Annotated in this window: 12 protein-coding genes; 6 read left to right on the plus strand and 6 right to left on the minus strand. The window is 44.2% G+C overall.

From position 1 onward, the window contains the following. Positions 1–44 precede the first annotated feature (44 nt). The gene (locus NM125_RS00600) at positions 45–974 is read left to right on the plus strand and encodes a Brp/Blh family beta-carotene 15,15'-dioxygenase (protein WP_255131802.1); all 930 of its coding nucleotides are present in this window, start codon (positions 45–47) and stop codon (positions 972–974) included. Between the two features lie 56 nt (positions 975–1,030). Here the strand turns inward: NM125_RS00600 and NM125_RS00605 are convergent, their stop codons facing one another. Beyond that, entirely contained in the window at positions 1,031–1,906 is an 876-nt protein-coding gene (locus tag NM125_RS00605; RefSeq protein ID WP_255131804.1) for a bacteriorhodopsin, read from the minus strand. Between the two features lie 380 nt (positions 1,907–2,286). Between NM125_RS00605 and NM125_RS00610 the strand changes: the two genes are divergently transcribed. Next, on the plus strand, positions 2,287–2,439 hold the full coding sequence (locus NM125_RS00610) for a hypothetical protein (protein WP_255131807.1): 153 nt from the start codon (positions 2,287–2,289) through the stop codon (positions 2,437–2,439). 29 nt (positions 2,440–2,468) lie between these two features. Here NM125_RS00610 and NM125_RS00615 read toward each other — a convergent pair whose 3' ends face one another. The 5 genes from NM125_RS00615 to NM125_RS00635 all read right to left on the minus strand — a co-directional run bounded on the left by NM125_RS00615 (position 2,469) and on the right by NM125_RS00635 (position 6,142). Continuing rightward, complete coding sequence (locus NM125_RS00615; RefSeq protein ID WP_255131809.1) at positions 2,469–2,942, minus strand: EVE domain-containing protein; 474 nt, start codon at positions 2,940–2,942, stop codon at positions 2,469–2,471. 81 nt (positions 2,943–3,023) lie between these two features. Continuing rightward, positions 3,024–4,031 (minus strand): dTDP-glucose 4,6-dehydratase, encoded by a 1,008-nt coding sequence (gene rfbB / locus NM125_RS00620; RefSeq protein ID WP_255131811.1) that lies wholly within the window; start codon positions 4,029–4,031, stop codon positions 3,024–3,026. Between the two features lies 1 nt (position 4,032). Next, a complete protein-coding gene (gene rfbC, locus NM125_RS00625; RefSeq protein WP_255131813.1) occupies positions 4,033–4,578 on the minus strand; it encodes a dTDP-4-dehydrorhamnose 3,5-epimerase in 546 nt (181 codons plus the stop codon). After that, a complete protein-coding gene (gene rfbD, locus NM125_RS00630; protein ID WP_255131815.1) occupies positions 4,575–5,438 on the minus strand; it encodes a dTDP-4-dehydrorhamnose reductase in 864 nt (287 codons plus the stop codon). Before rfbD ends, rfbC begins: the two co-directional genes overlap by 4 nt. 2 nt (positions 5,439–5,440) lie before the next feature. After that, on the minus strand, positions 5,441–6,142 hold the full coding sequence (locus NM125_RS00635; RefSeq protein ID WP_255131817.1) for a sugar phosphate nucleotidyltransferase: 702 nt from the start codon (positions 6,140–6,142) through the stop codon (positions 5,441–5,443). A gap of 354 nt (positions 6,143–6,496) precedes the next feature. Between NM125_RS00635 and NM125_RS00640 the strand changes: the two genes are divergently transcribed. From NM125_RS00640 to NM125_RS00655, 4 genes are all read left to right on the plus strand, one after another. Next, the gene (locus tag NM125_RS00640) at positions 6,497–11,470 is read left to right on the plus strand and encodes an invasin domain 3-containing protein (RefSeq protein ID WP_255131819.1); all 4,974 of its coding nucleotides are present in this window, start codon (positions 6,497–6,499) and stop codon (positions 11,468–11,470) included. A gap of 113 nt (positions 11,471–11,583) precedes the next feature. Then, positions 11,584–19,155 (plus strand): DUF2341 domain-containing protein, encoded by a 7,572-nt coding sequence (locus tag NM125_RS00645; protein ID WP_255131821.1) that lies wholly within the window; start codon positions 11,584–11,586, stop codon positions 19,153–19,155. 130 nt (positions 19,156–19,285) lie between these two features. Beyond that, positions 19,286–19,828 (plus strand): hypothetical protein, encoded by a 543-nt coding sequence (locus NM125_RS00650; RefSeq protein WP_255131823.1) that lies wholly within the window; start codon positions 19,286–19,288, stop codon positions 19,826–19,828. 24 nt (positions 19,829–19,852) lie between these two features. Beyond that, on the plus strand, positions 19,853–20,455 hold the full coding sequence (locus NM125_RS00655; protein WP_255131825.1) for a hypothetical protein: 603 nt from the start codon (positions 19,853–19,855) through the stop codon (positions 20,453–20,455).

Below are 20,455 nucleotides of genomic sequence, written 5' to 3' on the forward strand. Positions count from 1 at the left end.
AGATAAAGTTTTCTGTAACCTATATATAATTACGCATTTTTCTATTGGGTAAAACGTACAATCAAGAAACTATTCATCAGGTTACCCTTGGGTTTGCAGCTCTTATTACCGATCTGCTTTTCCCGGAGTTTACCGAGGCCATCCGCTTTTGGGTGCTTGGCATTGTAATCATTCTTGTAGGCATGCCCCACGGCTCACTGGATCATATCATAGCCTACCATTCTTTTCCGGAAAAGAATAAAACAGAAAAAAGGATCTGGTTTTATGGATACTATACAGCATTGATGGCTGCCTATGCTATGCTTTGGATTTGGTTCCCACTTTTCAGCTTTCTGATCTTCTTATTAATCACGCTTTACCATTTTGGTCAGGCCGATGCTGAACGATTTCAGTTGCCTTCTCTACCCAAGAATATCCTTCTGTATTCACGTGGCTTGACGATCGTAGGTCTCATTTTGTATGGAAGCGACCCGGTTTATATCTCAGAAGTGGTTGAAGTCATAACCGGCTTCCCGAGCTTAAGTCTTATTTCCGGTTATGTTGAAATTCCCGTTCTTACACTTACTTTTGCTTCCATCTACCCTATAGGATATTTATTTGTACTCAGCTTTTTACAGAGAAATGAACTGCCCGCAATCTATTTACTTGATGCGCTAATCGTACCAGCCTTGTTTGCCATCGCTGACCCTATATTTGCTTTCTCTGTGTATTTCGGAGGCTGGCACTCATACAATCACATTAGAACGATGCTCAACTATCTGAACAATCGTGATCTGGATGTATCGATGAACTGGTTTTACAAAAAAACTTTGTTTCTCAGCCTTATTTCTTATGCGGCACTTGCTGCCCTCTACTTCATCATGCAAGCGTTTGGGGATGAAGATCTTTTGGTTGGGCTTCTTTTTATTCTGATTAGTGTTCTCACTCTCCCCCATATCTTTATTGTTGAAACCATGTACCGAAAATTCAGATAATAAAAAACCCGGGAATGCTACTCACCGGGTTTAAATCGTCAGCTTTAAGCCTTTTGTTATTGGCTGTTAAGCTCTCTGTCAAAGGTATCATAATCGTAACCTTCAGCTTTACTCATTTCCTGGGCAGCCAGGGTAAGCAGAATTCCATAGATCACTTTAGAACTTATATCAGCGACGGTATAAGTAATATGACGTGCAACCACCGCCGTTTCACTTAGTGCCGGCTCCAGACCAAAGCTGAACAGATATGGCATAAGGTACGCGCCGGGATACAGGAACCAGGAAAACAAGAAAAGCTTCCAGATGGTGCCTAAATATCCCTTGGCTTTTTCGGGTATTCCTTCCTGTCCCTCTTTAATTACTTTGTTCATCAGGTATAGAATATGGATGAAAAAGACGGTGGATATAAATCCCCAGATAAAGAATACGACAGGGTTTGAAACTTCATAAAACTGGCCAATGTACCCGGTAATAATCATACCGGCTCCGGAAAACCAGAAGCCATTTCGAATAAAACTGAAACTGCTTGTTGTCAAAGTGACTACAAACAGAATCTGGAACAGAAGCATTGGCACATCAATCAGCCAGTTTAAATACCGGTAGCCGTTATTAAAAAGATCGGCTCCGGGGGCCAATACATATCGCGCAGTGTCAGCATTGTATATTAAGGCGGTGGTCCAGTTTTGTTGCTGCACGTAAAGCAGTAGAAAAGCAGAAACCATCACTACAACGGAAAGTACCGATGAAATACGGAATTTTGCTTTTACCGTCTTCAAAGTAAGGACAAAATAAAGAAGACCGGCCAGCATTACGGCATAACCCAGAGTTAAAACATGGGCCGACATCTGATAAGCCATCTCTGAAAACCCAGACTCCAGAGCCACATAGTTTTCGAAGGTAGAATTACCCAACACGCTAATTAAATCATTCATGGTTAATAGATTTGGTTGTGGTTTAATTTAAGCCCGGCCACAAACCATGATGATTATCCCATGGGGGTAATCTTAATCTGCAGCTCAAGCACATCTCATTTGATAAATAGTTACCAACACAACTTTCAGTTTAATTTGAAAGTTCCAAATTCGCTTATCGGAATGATTGAAAAAGCATATGCATTTGAAGGATGAACATTAACCAATATTCATTATGAAATTATCTGATGTTTTTATCCTGGGTTCAGCATTTCTATCGATGCTGCTATCCATTTATTTATGGTTTACCACTAACCCTGAAGCGGGAATTTTTGTAGGTATCTGGGTCCCTTCTCTCTTAGGCTTCGGAATTTATATCAAGAATATATACAGGAGTCCCAATGAGTAATACAGTTATACTATTTTGCGGAATTTTTACGACCGTCTTATTTCTGATTGGCTATGGATTGACAATCAAGGAAATGAGGGAGCTGGAAGATGAGCGCATAACAAATTCATTCCCCGAGGAAAGTAATGCTGAGATCAAAAAATGATCCCAGCATTTCAAACTGTCTGAGGAAGCTTATTTAACTTCAGCTTCAGCAAGTTCGTGTAGCCTTTTCCATTCTTCTTCCCGGACCGGGGTAATAGAATGCCGTGCCAGGCGGAATAACTCCATATCTTGTAGCACAGGGTCTTCTTTAAGCTGATCCCGGGTTACTTCTTTATCAAATTTCTGTACAAACTTGACGTCAACCAGCTGCCAGCGGGGTTCGCTTTCGGTACTCTTTTCATCAAAGTATTTAGAATTGGGATCGAATTGAAGGGGATCGGGATGCGATTCTTTCGACACTTCCATCGTTCCCACAATTACCGGTGTTGAGATATTGGAGTGATAAAAGAGAACGCCATCTCCTTTCTTCATGTCATCTCGCATATAATTCCGGGCTGCATAATTTCTTACACCCGTCCATTCGGTCTCCCCATCTTTCTTCAGGTCATCAATGCTGTAATCATCCGGTTCTGATTTCATTAACCAATAGTTTCTATCGCTCATTTTATTCGCTTTAGAATTAAGAATTATAAATTAAAAATTTAAAATTGAACAGATCTGTGCCAATTTTAAATTTTTAATTATTCATTTTGAATTATACTTCTCCACATACCACAAAATTGTCTGGCGGAGCATTCCGTCAAAATCCTGGGAAGGTTCCCAGCCCAGTTCGTTTTTGATTTTTGAAGCATCAATGGCGTAGCGGAAGTCGTGCCCCAGGCGGTCGGTTACAAAGGTGATCAGGTTTTTATAGTCTCCATCCGGTCCGTTTCCGACCTCCTCATTCAGGATGTCACAAATTTTACGAACCAGGTCGATGTTTTTCCATTCATTATTCCCGCCGATGGTGTAGGTTTCTCCTGCTTTTCCTTTGTTGAACGCTACATCCAGGGCATCGCAGTGATTATGCACAAACAGCCAGTCCCGAACGTTCTCCCCTTTTCCGTACACGGGTATTTTTTCATGGTTGATGGCACTTCGGATAACGACGGGGATCAGTTTTTCATCATGTTGATGAGGCCCGTAATTATTGGAGCAATTGGTGGTCACCACATTCATACCATAAGTATGATAATAGGCGCGGACGATCATATCGCTTCCGGCTTTGGAAGCAGAATAAGGCGAATTGGGAGCGTAAGGAGTTTCCTCAGTGAAAAAACCGTCTTCATCTTCCAGCTCCCCGTACACTTCATCGGTAGATACGTGCAGAAAACGATTGTTCTTCCACTCCTCTTCATCATCTTTCCAAAGCAGCCGGCATTCTTCAAGTATGTTGAAGGTGCCTACGATATTGGACTGAATAAAAGGCTCGGGGCCCTGGATGGAATTATCCACATGCGATTCGGCTGCCAGGTGGAAAACACCCTGAGGCTTAAATGTCTGAACTATATCATGAACCTCATTCCGGTTCACCAAATCCACTTTCTTAAAGTAGTACCTGCCCGAATCTTTAAGCGACTTCAGGTAGGATTGATCGGAAGCATAGGTCAGCTTATCCAGATTATAAATTTCCCAGTCGGGGTGGTCTTCGGTAAGTCGTAAAATCAGGTTCGAACCGATAAAACCGGCTCCTCCCGTTACAATTATGCGCATATCAGAATAGGTCTTCTTCTTTGAGTGATGAAAACAGAGGCAGCGTACGGTCTTTCTCGGAAAGTATCGGACGGGAAACATCCCAGTGCACCCGAATCAGCGGATCGTCCCAACGGACTCCCCGCTCTCCCTCTGCGTTGTAATAGTCGGAGCACTTGTAAGCTACAATAGCTTCGTCGGATAGCACTGAAAAACCATGGGCAAATCCTTTCGGTATAAACAGCATGCGTTTGCTCACATCGCTGAGCTTGAATGCCACATAATTACCAAAGGAGGGTGAATCCTGACGAAGATCCACAGCCACATCCAGGATAGATCCCTTCAGGCACTGCACCAGTTTATCTTGCGGATTCTGGATTTGATAGTGTAACCCTCGAACGGTGTTTTTATAGGATTTTGAGACATTATCCTGTACAAAATCTACATCGATACCGGCTTTTTTGAGCTCCGATTTCCGGTATGCTTCAAAAAAATACCCCCGGTCGTCTTCAAAAACCTGAGGCTCTATAATCTTTACAGCAGGAATGCGAGTTTCTGAAATCTTCATACTTTGAGTTCGGCCAACATTAGTTTTAGTCCTTCTTCCCATTCAATCAGGGAAACGCCCGAGATGTTAGTAATTTTTTCTGTACTTAACAGGGAAAATGCCGGACGTTTTGCCTTGGTCGGGAATTCAGAACTATCCACCGGTTCAAGGTTGATACGCACTCCCGCCTGTTTAAAAATTTCTGAAGCAAAGTCGTACCAGGTTATTTTTCCGGTGGATGTCAGATGAAAAATCCCTGTTTCCTTTTGATCGATAAGCTCCCAGCTGTTCTCCACCACATTTTTGGTGAAGCTCGGGCAGCCAAACTGATCATTCACCACCTTCAGTTCGTCACGATCTTCTGCAAGCTTGAGCATCGTTTTCACAAAGTTGCTGCCATATTTGCCACACAACCACGAAACCCGTATCAGCAGAAAGTCACAGCCACTTTCCCGGATAGCTTTCTCTCCGGCCAACTTTGATTCGCCGTATGCATTAACCGGGTTTGTGGGGTGATCTTCAGTATAGCCGTGGGGAAGCTCTTGCATGTCTTCTTCCGTTCCGGGAAATACATAATCCGTTGAGAAGTGAACGAGCTTAATATTCTTATTAGCACAATAATCAGCCAAATTCCTGACTGCCTCCCCGTTTACCTGATGGGCTTTTTCCGGCTCAGCCTCAGCCTGATCTACCTTGGTATATGCTGCGCAGTTTATAATCAAATCCGGACGAAGGTTACTCAGCACGCGGTTGGTATCATCGTGATCGGTGATATCCAGGTCGGCAGAAGGCAAAGAGATAAATTCAACTTCTTTGCGGTTCAGGTAGCCTACCCATTCCCGTCCAAGCTGACCGCTTCCGCCCGTAATTAAAATCCGCATGGTTATCCCCTTACCAATTCATTCGCAATCCGGTACGATTCGGGGGTGCCGGCATCGGTCCACCACCCCTCCATTACCGAATTTTTCATTTCGCCTTTTTGGATGTAGAAGTTGTTTACATCAGTAATTTCCAGTTCCCCTCTTCCCGAAGGCTCCAGGTTTTGAATACAATCAAACACTTTTGAATCATAAAAATACACACCGGTTACTGCATAATTTGATTTGGGCACTTCCGGCTTCTCTTCAATGGATAGCACTTCTTCTCCATCCAGTTCAGCCACTCCATATCGCTTGGGGTCGGGCACTTCCTTGATGAGGATTTGTGCGCCGGTGCCATCGTAATTATCTACGGCTTTTTGGAGTGAACTTTCGAAAATATTATCTCCCAAAATGACCACCACCGGTTCGTCACCTGCAAAATTCTCTGCCAGACCCAGTGCCTGTGCAATCCCACCGGCTTCATCCTGCACTTTGTAGGTAAACCGGCAGCCAAAATCTTTCCCGGAGCCGAGTAAGTTTACCACATCTCCCATGTGCTCGGTGCCCGTCACAATCAAAATTTCCTCAATCCCCACCTGGGTAAGTTTTTCGATTGGATGATAAATCATGGGTTTGTCACCAATCGGAAGCAGGTGTTTGTTCGTAACCTTAGTTAAAGGGTAAAGCCGTGATCCGGTTCCGCCAGCGAGAATAATTCCTTTCATAGATAACGTTGGTTCAATTTTACCCAAAATAAGAAAAGTTAATTTACATCTGCATAATCATTATTAGAGTCTGTTAATTAACGAGAATTAACTGCTCAAGAACTTAACGAAAGGTTATTTTTTGACGGTAATTTAACAGGTAAGAGCTCAGTTAGATCAGTGTTATTTTCAACTTTAAAATCACTATCGTAACTGAGACCTTATCAGCAATCTAACTAACTTTCTTCTTCGTATTTCTTTCTTACTAAGGTCTTTGCAAATATTCATTTTACAGGTTTAAGCTGTATATTTTTGAGGCAATGATAGATAGGTTTCTTCAGCTTTCGTAAATGTTCGTTATCTGTAGCACAAGCTATGAAAACAATTAAAGCATTTTTATTTCCGTTGCTTTTAGTTTTAGTCTTCGGAGCACTGGAGAATCTAAAAGCACAAACCATTACTCCCGCTACCGGAGGAACGGGTATTTCTGCAGATAATTTTGCATCGGGTACCTGGACTACTCTCTCAGGACCGGTGATTCAGGAAACAGCTCCGGGCCAACTTCAGGCAGGTAATATTAGGTTTCAGGCACCTTCCGGTTTTGTTTGGGATACTGGTGGTACAGCCCCAACCGTTACCGTAACTCAACCCAAAGGGAACAGAATAACGGTTACTTTAAGCAGCAGAACCAGTTCTGAAATTATTTTTCAGTTAACCGGAAACAGTGGCGGTTCCCCTCCTAACAATCCTCACCGCCTTGAATTTAGCAATTTCAGAATTAGACCGGCTCAGGGAACACCTTTGTCTTCCGGACAAATACAGAATGCAGGCAGTGCTGCCCCCGGAGGAACCGCAAACTATGGAAGTATTTCGATGGTGGCCGGTGCTGATAACAAGATTCGGGTTGAAACTGCACCCAACTCAGGAGGAACTGTAGTCAGCGCTCAGAATGTGGAAGCGGGTTCATCAATAACGGTCTATTCCAATGTCAGAGACCAATTCAATAACTTTAAGAGAAATCAAAGTTCTACCTGGTCACTCCAGAATATTACCGGAGGAATAGTTTCCGGAGATTTATCAGCATCGGGCACCAGTGCCACTTTTACAGGTAATCTGGTTGGTTCAGCTAATATACAGGCTACTTCCGGGGGACTCACCGTAACTCAATCCGGTACCATTTCTGTTATCCCATCCGATGCTACCACTCTGGCCATAACCACTCAGCCATTCTCGACAGCTACAGCCGGACAAGCTTTTTCTACCCAACCGGTCATCGAAATTCAGGATGACTATACCAATGTGGTAAACAGTGATAACTTTACCCAGGTTTCGGTTATCAGAGGTTCTGGTGCGGGGGATTTGCAGGGAACTACGACCGTGACAGCAAGTAGCGGTGTGGCTACATTTTCGGGTTTAAATCATCAGGTGGCAAATTCTATTGACCTTGATTTTTCAGCTCCCGGATTTACTACCGTCACTTCAAACTCTATTGCGGTAAATCCAGCAGCTGCAGATAGTCTGATTTTTACCGTTCAGCCATCAAATGCGAACAGGAACACGAATATGAGTCCGCCTGTTGAAGTGCAGATTGTGGATGAGTTTAACAATAATGTTTCTCAATCCGGCACGGGTATTACCTTATCCATTAATAGTGGTACCGGAAACATCAGTGGAAATACAGCCAATACAGACGCAAGTGGTACTGCTACATTTAGCTCTTTATCCTTTAACCAAACCGGTAATAAAACCATCATTGCCACAGCTACGGGCCTGGATACCTCTGAAGCAAGCAACACCTTTACCATTGCCAATGCAGGCTCTTTAGCCGGCTTCGAGGTTGAAATAACAGGAACAGGCGCAATTGGGACTCAAACAGCAGGTACTCCTTTTGATATCAGAATTGAAGCTGTGGACGGAGTTGGTGCTCTTCTCGATGGCAACATGGGGAGGGATAATTTCACTGGCAATGTAGATCTGACAACAACAAGTACCTTCTCGGGTACTACTACGACGGTAAGTGTGGGACCTTTTGTTAACGGAGTATATGATCCACATAACGTGGAATTAATTACAGCCGGTGACAATATTACCATAACGGCGACCAATAGTGCCGGAAGTGAATCAGGTAGCAGCAATACCTTTACGGTAAACCCGGCGGCAGCTAATGCAGATAGCTCTCTTATTTCCATTAGTCAGGATACCCTGATTGCGGACGGGTCAAGTCAGTCTGATATTCTCGTTCAGCTGAGAGATGAGTTTGGTAACAATTTAATTTCAGGTGGGGATAATGTCGTCATATCCCGAACAGGTACAGGCATCCTTTCCTCCACTTCAGATAACTCCGACGGAACGTATTCTGCTACAATAACGGCACCCAATAATGTCGGGAGTGCCACGATCAGCGCAACCGTTAACTCTACTTCTATTACAAGTGGAGACCCGGACATTACTTACACTTTTGATGAACTGTACACATTTTTAGTTGAGGCTTCCGGAGGTGGTTCCGTTGGCACTCAAACTGCCGGCACTTCCTTTGATCTCAGAATAACTGCTCAGGATGCCTTCAATAATACCGTTACTACATTTACAGGTACCGTTCAGATAACTTCAACCGGTACTCTTTCATCCGGTGGAGGCACCAGTGCCTCATTTACTTCAGGGGTTCTGAATACCCATTCCGTAACGCTGACCTCGGTTGGCTCCACAACAATTTCTGCACGACAAACGGCGTCAACTGAAACCGGTACAAGTAATAGCTTTACCGTAAACCCCGGGCCTGCCGATGAAACCACTTCGACCATCACATCCGCACAAAGCTTTCTGCAAAATGATGGAGCAGATCAAACCCAAATTACGGTACAATTAAAAGATGAGTTTGGTAATAACTTAACCACCGGAGGCAATACGGTTAATTTATCTGTAACCGGTTCCTCAACGCTAAGTGCTGTAACTGACAATTCAAACGGGACATATACCTCTACTCTTACGGCTGGTACTACTTCTGAAACTGCAACTATTACCGGTACGGTTGATGCCCAAAGCATCACAGATGATGCTACCGTAACCATAACCCAGTTTAATGTTTGGGACGGTTCGGGCGGAGGGAATCCTGCTGGTCGATCTGATTGGGGAAATCCAGACAATTGGAGCCTGGGAAGCATTCCTACAACCGGTCAGGTTGTTCTCATTGAAAGTGGGTGGACATATTACCCAATTATTAGCGGACAAGACCCGACCGTAGATTTTATCAATATTGAAAGTGGAGGAACACTCACCCTCTCAGGTAGAATACTGACAATTAATAATGAAATTTCGGGAAATGGAAGTTTTTCCGGCAATAACGGAACCATTAATCTTGCCGGAGATTCCAAGATCAGCAATTTTATCTCCGGTTCATCGGTGGTGAATTTAAATGGATCTTCTACCCAAACCATAGAAGGCGATTTTACTGCTGATACGCTCAACATTCAAAATGATGTAACAGGAACCGATTACCTCGAAGCATTCAATCTCATCAATATAGAAACCGGAAATACTCTAACTATGTCATCCGGATCAGAACTTGTAGCGCTGGGAGATATTACCGTTAACGGACAGGTTGTGGGAAATAGTTCTGCTTTTCGTTTTGGCGGTGATATTAATGGTTCAAATTTCACACTTACCAATACTTCGGTTACATTGAATGGAACTCAGCCTCAGCAGATCAATGGAATAGAAGAAATCAAAAGTTTTACACTCGATAACCCTTCCGGAGCTCAGGTAAATAATGATTTGGTTGTAACAGATACACTCTTTTTGACGGATGGTACTCTCACCATTGGCTCCGGATATAGTTTTGTAAGCAATATTAAACAAGGGAATACTCAGAATATCCGAATGCTTCGCCAAATAAACGGTTCAAGAGGCTGGCGCATGGTATCCAATCCTCTCAGTACCACATTTGGACAGTTCACAGATGATATTTTAACGCAGGGATTTCCCGGTGCAACATACGCAACGGGTTCCCAACCGGGCGATACCCTTCAACCTAATGTTCTTTACTACGATGAAACTCATCAGGGAACGGACAATCAAAGATGGAGAGCCCCTAACGACACTTCCTCTGCTTTTACAGCCGGAAGAGGATATTATATTTATTTCTTTGATGATGTAGCTGCAGACCCTTTATATAACGACCCGTTACCTGATACACTGTCAGTAAAAGGTGAAGAGAATTCCGGACCATCTGGGGAATTTAGTTTTCCTGTCACTTATACCGCTGCAGGCGACAGTGGCTGGAACCTGGTAGGGAATCCATATACCGCGACTATTGACTGGGACGACGGTAACTGGACTAAAACCAATATGGATAATGTGATCTACGTTTGGGATCCGGTAACCGGTGATTATTTGGATTGGAATGGTATTGCCGGATCATTAGGTGATGGTAAAATTAAACCTTTTCAAGGGTTCTGGGTAAAGGCTAATGGAAATGGAGCACCTACTCTTTCTGTAAATGAAGATTCAAAAACAACCGGTGGAAGTTTTTATAAACAACAAAAAGAAGATGTTGCCATAGAGTTGAAAATGGAAGCCGAAGGGATTTCAAAAACAACTCATATTACATTTTCGGTTGGAGGAAAAACTGCTAAAGATGAGTTAGATGCAATCCGACTCGTACCTTTCCTTCAGGATACCTATTTGAAATTATTTACTCTACTGGATGACGGTACTGAATTGTCCATTAATAATCTTCCAAGGAATTTTGGAATCCCGATAGAGATACCTATACAGCTTGGAGGATTCATTGACGGAGAGCCTATTGAAGGAATGGTAAACTTGTCATGGACGGGCATTAAAAACCTTCCTGAGGCATGGAATATTACGCTTTCACCCAGAAATTCGAAGCAAAAATCTCAATCTGATAATCGTATAGACTTAAGAAAAATCAGCAGCATTAAATCAAATCTTGATGCTAAAGACAGTTCTACGGAACAGAACAAACGTTCAAACTTCAAGCTTACAAATACAGCTAGCATGAAGAACCTGGAAATGGCTCAGTATATACTGACTATTGAACCCGGTGCTGATGCGGATGGGTTACCAAACTCCTATAACCTGGAGAGAAACTATCCCAATCCATTCAACCCAAGTACAACCCTGGAGTTTTCCACCCCCCTTGAAGGTCCGGTTTCTTTAGAGATTTATGATATCTTAGGACGGAAGGTTACAACTCTGATTCAGGAAAATTATTCAGCCGGTTATCACCAGGTTACGTGGGATGCATCGCGGTTTTCCAGCGGTGTTTATATAGCCCTATTCAAAGCTGCTGACAAAATATTTACCCAAAAGCTTACTTTGATAAAATAGTTACGCCCTTCTATTTATAGATTCTTCTCATACGGGTTAGAAATAGCTAATACTAACCAAGGTTTATTTACCAATAATTATATTTGCGCTCAAATCCAGACTAGCGCAAAAGTGTGAAAATCATCCACAGCACACATATCGGACTATTGACCCTGCTTATAGCACTCATCAGTGTGGAAAGTTTATCCGCACAGGTTCCGGGCTATACCCATCGCAAAAAGTTTGCTGTAAACAATGGACAGGTTTCCGGCTCCACCAATCTGACTGATTTTCCGGTTCTCATTTCTCTTACCGACAACGATTTAAGAACTACCGGCAACGGCGGAGATGTTGAGAATGTAAATGGCTACGATATTGTATTTACTTCATCGGATGGTTCCACCGTTCTGGACCATGAGCTGGAATCGTACAATGCCACCACCGGTGAAATTTTATTCTGGGTCCGCTTCCCTACCCTCAACGCCACTTCGGATACCGAATTCTATATTTACTACGGCAATTCCAGCCAAACGACCGACCAGTCTGTAAACACAACCTGGAATTCCGGCTACCAAATGGTGCTTCACCTCGACAGTGATTTAAGTGATGCAACCTCAAATGGTAATGACGGAACCACCAGTGGAACGTCTGTTGTGAATGGTATTATCGGTGACGGACGAGATTTTAATGACGGCAGCGCCAATGATATTATTACCATAGCCCACGACCCCTCCATTGAAATTACGGATGACATCACTATTTCATTTTGGATGAACGGGGATAACCTCAATTCTGTGGGACCTGATTTAGTGACCAAAGGAGCTTACAACAGTTCCTATGCCGTCTATTATTTCAACAATATTACTGTGAATGATGACGGAACGGCCTTTGATGGTAGTGCGATGAACGACGGACAGGATTATTACGTCACTTTCACCAATAGCACCACCAATGGCCGAACCATTTATATTGATGGAGCCCAGGACGTCACCAACGGAACGGCTTTTAACTTTACCCCAAATGGGGATAACCTAACCCTTTCAAGTAGTGGGTTCCAGTTTGATGGCATGATGGATGAAGTGCGGATTTCAAACGTAGCCCGTTCTGCAGACTGGATTTCCACCGAGTATAATAACCAGAACGCTCCCGGAAGCTTTATTTCTGAGATTCCTGATCCCCCCACCCTTGCCGATATTGAATCTTCTCCACAGAACTTTTTTGCCGGGGGCTCACCGGTATTTGTTACCTCTGCAATTACTGTTGATCATCCATATACATCAAATCTTTCCAGTGCTGAGATTGAAATTACCGGCAATTATAATGCCTCTGAAGACGTGCTCGATTTCACCGATCAGAATGGAATTACCGGCAGCTGGAATTCAGGAACGGGAATATTGTCTCTTTCAGGTTCAGCGACGCTTGCTCAATATCAGGCGGCTTTGCGCGATGTAACTTATGAGAATACCAATGGTTCAACCCCTGACCAAAGTACGCGAACTATCTCTTTTACGGTAAATGACGGGTCGAATGATAGTAATACCCAGACTCGGGATATCAACATTATTACCACGCTCTCTGATTTATCCACCGATTTAGCTAATCCCGTCTTTCATTATGATGCACAGGACGTAAACGGCGATCTCGTGGCTAATCAGCCCGGAGACGGAACTTCGGTTGCTACCTGGGGAGACCGTTCGGATAACGCCGTTGGCTCCGGAACTGATATTTCAGCTACAAACGGCACAGCAGCCCAACAGCCTATTTTCGATTCCAACTATTTTGGGGAGCGAGGCGGAATTCTCTGGGACGGAACCGATGACAACCTGGACCCTCCTAATGATGCTTTATTGAACACCGGTACATACGATGAAAAATCATTTGCTATCGTATTCAGAACCGGGGCTTCGGTAGCAGGTTTGCAGATGCTATACGAACAAGGTGGAGGTACACGGGGATATCAGTTAAGCATCAAAGATGGTAATGCTTATGCCTTTGTCTGGAATAATGCAGAATGGGGTGTTGGTAATCAGTACAAATCAATTAACCTCGGAGCCGTTCAGCCCAATGAAAGTTACATTATCGTTGCCAGCCACGATGCCACAGCAGGCGCGCTGATAGACCGAACCTGGTCGGCCAGAATTAATGATAACAGCGCTATCACACAAAACAATGTGGATGTACAACAAACACATGGTGGCGGAGCAATTATTGGTGAAGAAAACGGTACCCGCGACCCGGTAACAACGGGCAACAACCCGGCGGGCACAAATAATTTTACCGGGTACATCGGTGAGTTTGTTTCCTGGAATACCGCACTTAATGGCGGGCAAATGGCCAGCGTGTACGATTTTCTGTGTGATAAATGGTGTAATGAACCCCCTGTTCTTGCTGCAATCGAAGGAACCGACCTTGATTATACCGAAGGTGATGCACCTACATCTATTACTTCTACGCTTACCGTTTCTGACAGTGATAATACCGTATTGGATAGTGCGCGTGTCATTATTTCCTCAAATTTTGCCCCTTCAGAAGATGTACTTGATTTCACACCAACCGGCAGTATTACCGGAAGCTTTAATGCTACCACCGGTGTGCTGTTACTTACCGGGCAGGATTCACCCGCAAATTACCAAACAGCCTTACGCTCGGTTACCTATGAAAACACCAATTCCGTAAGTCCTTCAACAGCACTCCGAACGGTTGACTTTGAAGTGTACGACTGGGATGATGTGAGCAACACTTCATCCAGAAATGTAAATGTGATTTCTGTTAACAGCACCCCTTCCCTGTCCGGCATCAGTGGGCCTACACTTACTTATACTGAAGGCACCGGGGCCGTAAGTGGAGGAGCTGCCTACAACGCCACCATTGCGGACAATGATGACATCAATATGGAAAGTGCCACGGTGGCCATCACCAATAATTATACACTGGGAGAAGATGAACTTGGTTTTACTCCTCAGTTTGGAATTACCGGCAGCTGGAATTCTACTACAGGAATTTTAACATTGACAGGAACAGCATCCCTTGCGGATTATCAAACCGCTTTGGAAAACGTTACTTATGAAAACCTCAGTGCCGACCCTGTAGAGATTACCCGCACCTTCTCATTTACAGTGAATGACGGTGACGCCAATAGTAACACCGAAACACGCGATCTTGACATTATTGCCGTTAATTCCGCGCCTATTCTCTCCGGAATTGAAACTTCGGACCTGAATTATGACAACGCACCTATTGAAATTACTTCTACCCTGTTGGTTTCAGACCCGGACAACACCCAGTTAGACAGTGCTTTTGTGATTATCACCGATAATTTTAAAGTCGCTGAAGACTCTCTCCTCTTTTCTGGAATTTTTGGAATAACCGGTGATTTCGATGACCAAACAGGTCGCCTTAAACTAACCGGCACCAATTCCCTCAGTGACTATCAAACTGCGCTCAGAACCGTTGAATACAAGAATTTTGCGACTATACCTACCGGACCGGAACGGGAAGTAAGTTTTGTAGCCCACGACGGAGCCCTTGCTAGCGATACAGTTGCCCGAATCATAGAAGTGAATGCAGTGGAAGCCATAAGCGGCCTGGAAGTTTGGCTGCGTGCGGATGCCGGTGTTGTAACCAGCGGTAGCGAAGTGGTTACCTGGGAAGATCAAAGTGGGAATAGTAACGACTTTGTAGGTACTGCTGATGCCGGAACAAGGCCTATTTTTGTGAGCAGTTCTACCCCGCTGAACAATCAGCCTGCTATTAATTTTGCCGGAGATGGAGACTTTTTCGAAGATAGCGACGGGGAAAATTATATTAATGGATCCACCGAGTTTACCATATTTATGGTGTATAAATCGGACCAAACAAATACAGACCGGGGCCTTTTTAACGCTCAGGTTCCCAATAATGCCGATGAATATTTAACCTTCCGTTATGATGCCTCCGGGGCTAATAATGGAGGTGCCTTCACCAATGTTGTAAAAACCGGGATTCTCGCCAACGACCCGGATAACCAACTGGAGAGTTTTTCTGATATTCAGGCCACAGCCGGCCAGATTTTCAGTTTCCAGTGGCAAAGCGGAAACACCTATGATATTTTTATTGATGGAATTTTGAATAACCCATCCGCTGCAGGACCTCCCCCAACGGGAACTTTGGCCAATGCAACTACAGCTATTGTAGGTAAAGGAGCTAAGGATGACCCTAACTCAGCAAACCAAAGCTGGGATGGAGAGATTGCCGAATTCATTTACTATGACCGGCTGCTCACCCAGGCAGAACGTGAGAATGTAGAAGACTACCTGTCGGATAAATACTCCCTGTCCATTCGTAAAATTACGGCAGCTGAAAACGGAGAAGATATTTCTGCGGATGATGCTAACTCTACCTATACATCCCTAACAGGACCAATCATTAAAGAAGGATTTGCCGGTGAACTATCGGCAGGAGGCACCTTTGTACTTGATGCACCTACCGGATTTGAATGGAATACCGGGGCTACTCCATCCGTTTCCACTTCAGCTGTTTATGGAGGAACTACCACCCTTGCTGTGTCCTTCACCAGTATTACTTCTACACAGGTTACTTTTACGGTGAATACGGCGTCCACCTCTAATCCTGGCGAAATTGATATTAGCGGACTTCAGATCCGCCCAACAACCGGACTGCTCCCAAATTCAGGTAATATTACAAACTCCGGTACTACGGGGCTTGGAGGTGGAACCAACTACGGATCGCTTTCAATGGTGGCGGGTGCACTCGATAGCCTGGTGATTACGCAGCAGCCTTCCTCCACCAATGTAAATACCGCCATTTCTCCTGCGGTCCGGGTTCAGCTAACCGACCAGTTTGGAAATAACGTTAAACAATCCGGTGTATCGGTAGATATGGCTCTTACCTCCGGAACAGGTACATTATCAGGAACTACCACCCAACTCACGAATTCTCTGGGTATTGCTGACTTTTCTGATCTTGAAATTGATGATGTAGGTACCAAGCAAATTACAGCCTCCAGCTCCGGTCTTGATGACGCGGTAAGTTCCAATTTCAATATTGTGAATGCAGGGGTTTTGACAGGATTTAAAGTAGAGCGCGTGCCTTCCGGGAATATCAGTCCAAAAGTAGCCGGGCAGAATTTCAACATAAAAATTACGGCCATTGACGGTTCCGGAACTACGGTTACCACTTTTAGCGGTACTACCGTAGTAACCTCCTCTTGCGATATGGGAACGGGTCAGGGTACCACTCCCGCATTTAGTTCCGGTGTATTGTCATCACTAACAGTAAGCATCACAAGCGTTGGAAACTGTACCATCACCGCTACGAATTCAGCCGGATCTGAAACCGGGGTCAGCAACTCCTTCGCAGTCTCAGCGGGAGCACCCAATGAGACCGAGACTACAATTTCTGCCACTCCTACCGTTATTCTTAATGACGGCGCCAGTACTTCTACCATCACCGTGCAGGCTAAAGATGCTTATGGAAATAACGTAACCACCGGTGGAGCTACCGTAGTGTTGAGCACCGATGAAGGCTCGATCGGCGGGGTGACGGATAATTCCAATGGTACCTACACGGCTACGCTCACTTCTTCCACGAGTACCGTTGTGGCAACCGTCACGGGAACCTTGAACGGAAATACCATCAGTGACGATGCGCAGGTTGAGTTTGCTTCTTTCAGCCACATCTGGGAAAGCCAACTCGGATCTGTAGCAGCGGCTTCAAATTATTATGATCCTGACAACTGGAATGTGAATTCAGTGCCTAATGCATCCTCTGTAGTATTGATCCCCGCCAGCCCGGCTGTAGGTAATGAATTCCCGGTAGTTAACATTACGGATACTGAAATTGCGGCCCTTTCTATAGAAGCCAGTGCCGAGCTTAACGTATCAGGCGGGGTTAATTTTATCGTCTCCGGAGATGTAACCGGTAGCGGAGATATGCTGGGAAGTAATAACGACTCTCTTACTATTGGCGGCGATCTGAACCTTCCTACGTTCACTCTCGGTAATGTCATATTCAATGGCAGCAGCGACCAGACTATTGAAAGTCCACACACCTTCGTAAACGTTGAAATTGATAATCCCGGAACGGTAGAAATCACCGATAACTTTACCGTTACCGGCACCCTCACCCTTACCGATGGAGAATTACTGATTCCAAGCGGCAAGAATCTGATTGCCAATACACAATCGTATGGTTCCGGTGAGCTTCGATTCCAGAGGAAAATATCCGGCGTTCGGGGGTGGAGAATGCTGGCCTCACCAGTAAGCTCTACCATTGGTGACTTCCTGGACGGAACCCTCACCCAAGGCTATACCGGTGCTACGTACAGTACAGGATCTAACCCGGGAGATACCCTTCAGCCTAATGTGTTGTGGTATCTTGAAGATTATGACATCAACGAAGAAGGCCTACCGGCTACTGATAACGACCGTTTGAGAGCGCCATCAAACATAACCAATTCCCTGGTATCGGGGCGTGGGTATTGGGTATATTTCTTTGGTAACATCGCCGCCGATCCGCTCTATAATGATCCGCTGCCTGATACCCTTGACGTGGCCGGACAAGAATTTGGCTTAGCTGCAACGGAAGTCGATTTTGGAGTAACCTATACACCCGAGGCCGACTCCGGCTGGAACTTTGTGGGGAACCCATTTGGGGCTGCTATCAACTGGAATAATGTCTCCAACTGGACAAAAACCAATATTGAATCCACTATTTATATCTGGGATCCGGCGGCTAACAGTGGCAATGGGGAGTTCCTCACCTGGAATGGGTCCACCGGTTCATTGGGAAGCGGTATCATTCCAGCCTTCCAGGGATTTTGGGTGAAAGCCAACGCACCGGCTCCGGTTCTTAAAGTTAAGAAAGCAGCTAAAACCACCGGGGGCAATTTCCTCCGTAAAGAGGTGTCCCCTGCCCGGCAGGAATTTGAGGGAGCACCACCTGTATTAGAACTAAAAGCAGAAGGAAACGGCCTCGCTAAGGTGACGCATGTAATGCTCAGCCAAAACGGAACCACCGGTAAAGATCCGCAGGATGCTCTGCGTTTACTGCCCTTCTCGGATTCGCACATAGAGTTTTATTCTACCTTAGATGACGGGACCGAGCTGGTAATCAATAACCGGTCGGCAAATTTCATTCACCGTCAGAACATACCGCTTCATTTCGAGGCCTATATGGGCGGACAGGTTGCAGCCGGAAGCTATTCGCTCAGCTGGCCCGGACTCAGAAATGTACCTGAAGAATGGATGGTGATTCTGATTGATTATGAGGCCGGGCAGGAAATCAATCTTCGGGAGCAAGAAAATTATGTATTCAGCTACAACTCTAAGAAAAAGCTAAAGCAGGCTCAGCCAACCAATGGTTCTCCTTCTTTAAACAAGAATAAATCTTCGTCAAGATTCCTTCTAAGAATAACTACCGAAGAAATTGAAGCAAATATCCCGGAGGAAGTGTACCTGTATCAGAACTACCCGAATCCGTTTAATCCAACAACTACCATCCCATTCGGACTAACGGAAGAAACAGAGGTAACCCTTGAGGTATTTGATATACTGGGAAGAAAAGTTCAAACCCTGGTTTCTGAAAAACTCCCGGCAGGAACCTATAATATCCCCTTCCGTGCAGGCAGTTTGGCAAGCGGTATTTACCTATACCGTGTCATAACCAATCAAAAAGTTATGACCAATAAAATGGTGCTGATCAAATAGAATGTAACTTCACTCCAATCTCTAACTCTTTCTATTACGTAGTTATAAAGCAACTACTGTAATTCTAATTTGAATTATGGTCCTGCAATTTATACTATTACGATAAATTAATATTAAAATCCTCTAATAAATGAGTGGTTATACAGAGATTTTCCAGGTAATGATGGCAATGACACTGGTTTCGATCATGGTCCTAAACGCCAACAGGCTTATTCAAACTAATAATATTGTATTGGTTGAAGGACACCTTGAAGAGCAAATTGTTGCTTATGCCCAGGATATCATTGAAGAGTCAAGAGCTCTCTCTTTTGATGAGCAAACTACAGACGTTGACTCAGATGGTGAGAATGATGTACCGGTTTATATACCGGAAGGCTTTTCTACCCTTGGAACTGAAACCGGTGAATCCTCAAGAGATGAATTTGACGATTTTGATGACTTCCATAACTGGAGTGCTACCGTTGAGATCAATGATATTACATATAATGTTTCAACCACCGTTGAATACGTGGAAACAAGTGATTACAAGACGTATTCAAAGACGAGTTCAGGCACTAAATCCACTTTGAAAAGATTGATCGTTAATATTCAAACCAAATACCTAACAGAATACACTTCAAGAGAAGAGCGAGTGTACAGCTTTGATTTTGTACGAAGTTATTACGCTGACTAAAAAAATTAATCATCAGGAAGCCCTATGAATTTTGGTATTATACTTAGCTACGTTATAACTGGATTTTTGCTGGTTGCCATTCTGGCTACTAATGCCAACCTGAATTACAGTTCTTCAGAGCTGACGGCCACCCAGATGAAAAAGAATCATTCTAAAGCTATAACCGAGGTCATCAATCACGATATCCCCAAGATTGGCTTTAACCGGGTAAATATTATTGATCCGGCATTTGTAAAAGCGGACAGTAATGAAATCGTCTTTTACAGTAATATTGATAACAGCGCTGACGAAAGCGTAGAAACCATTAGCTGGAAATACACGGATACCCCTGCTCCGGGGTCTAAAAATCCGCATGATCATATCCTGGTAAGAGAAATAAATGGTGACGAAACGGAAATAGATTTTGGGATTACCCGGTTCAAAATTGACTATTTCGATGAATATGGTGGTGATACCCCAATGGCAACCCCGGTTAGTTCGGGTAACTTGCAGAACATAAAACAAATTGAAATAGAGCTTTCTGTTCAAACTGGTTTCTCACTAAAATCGAGGTCAAATCCGGATGGCAGGTATGTCACATCAACATGGATTAAGAGATTTTCACCGGTAAACCTGAGAGATAATTAG

Source organism: Gracilimonas sediminicola (assembly GCF_024320785.1).
Taxonomy (GTDB): Bacteria; Bacteroidota; Rhodothermia; order Balneolales; family Balneolaceae; genus Gracilimonas; species Gracilimonas sediminicola.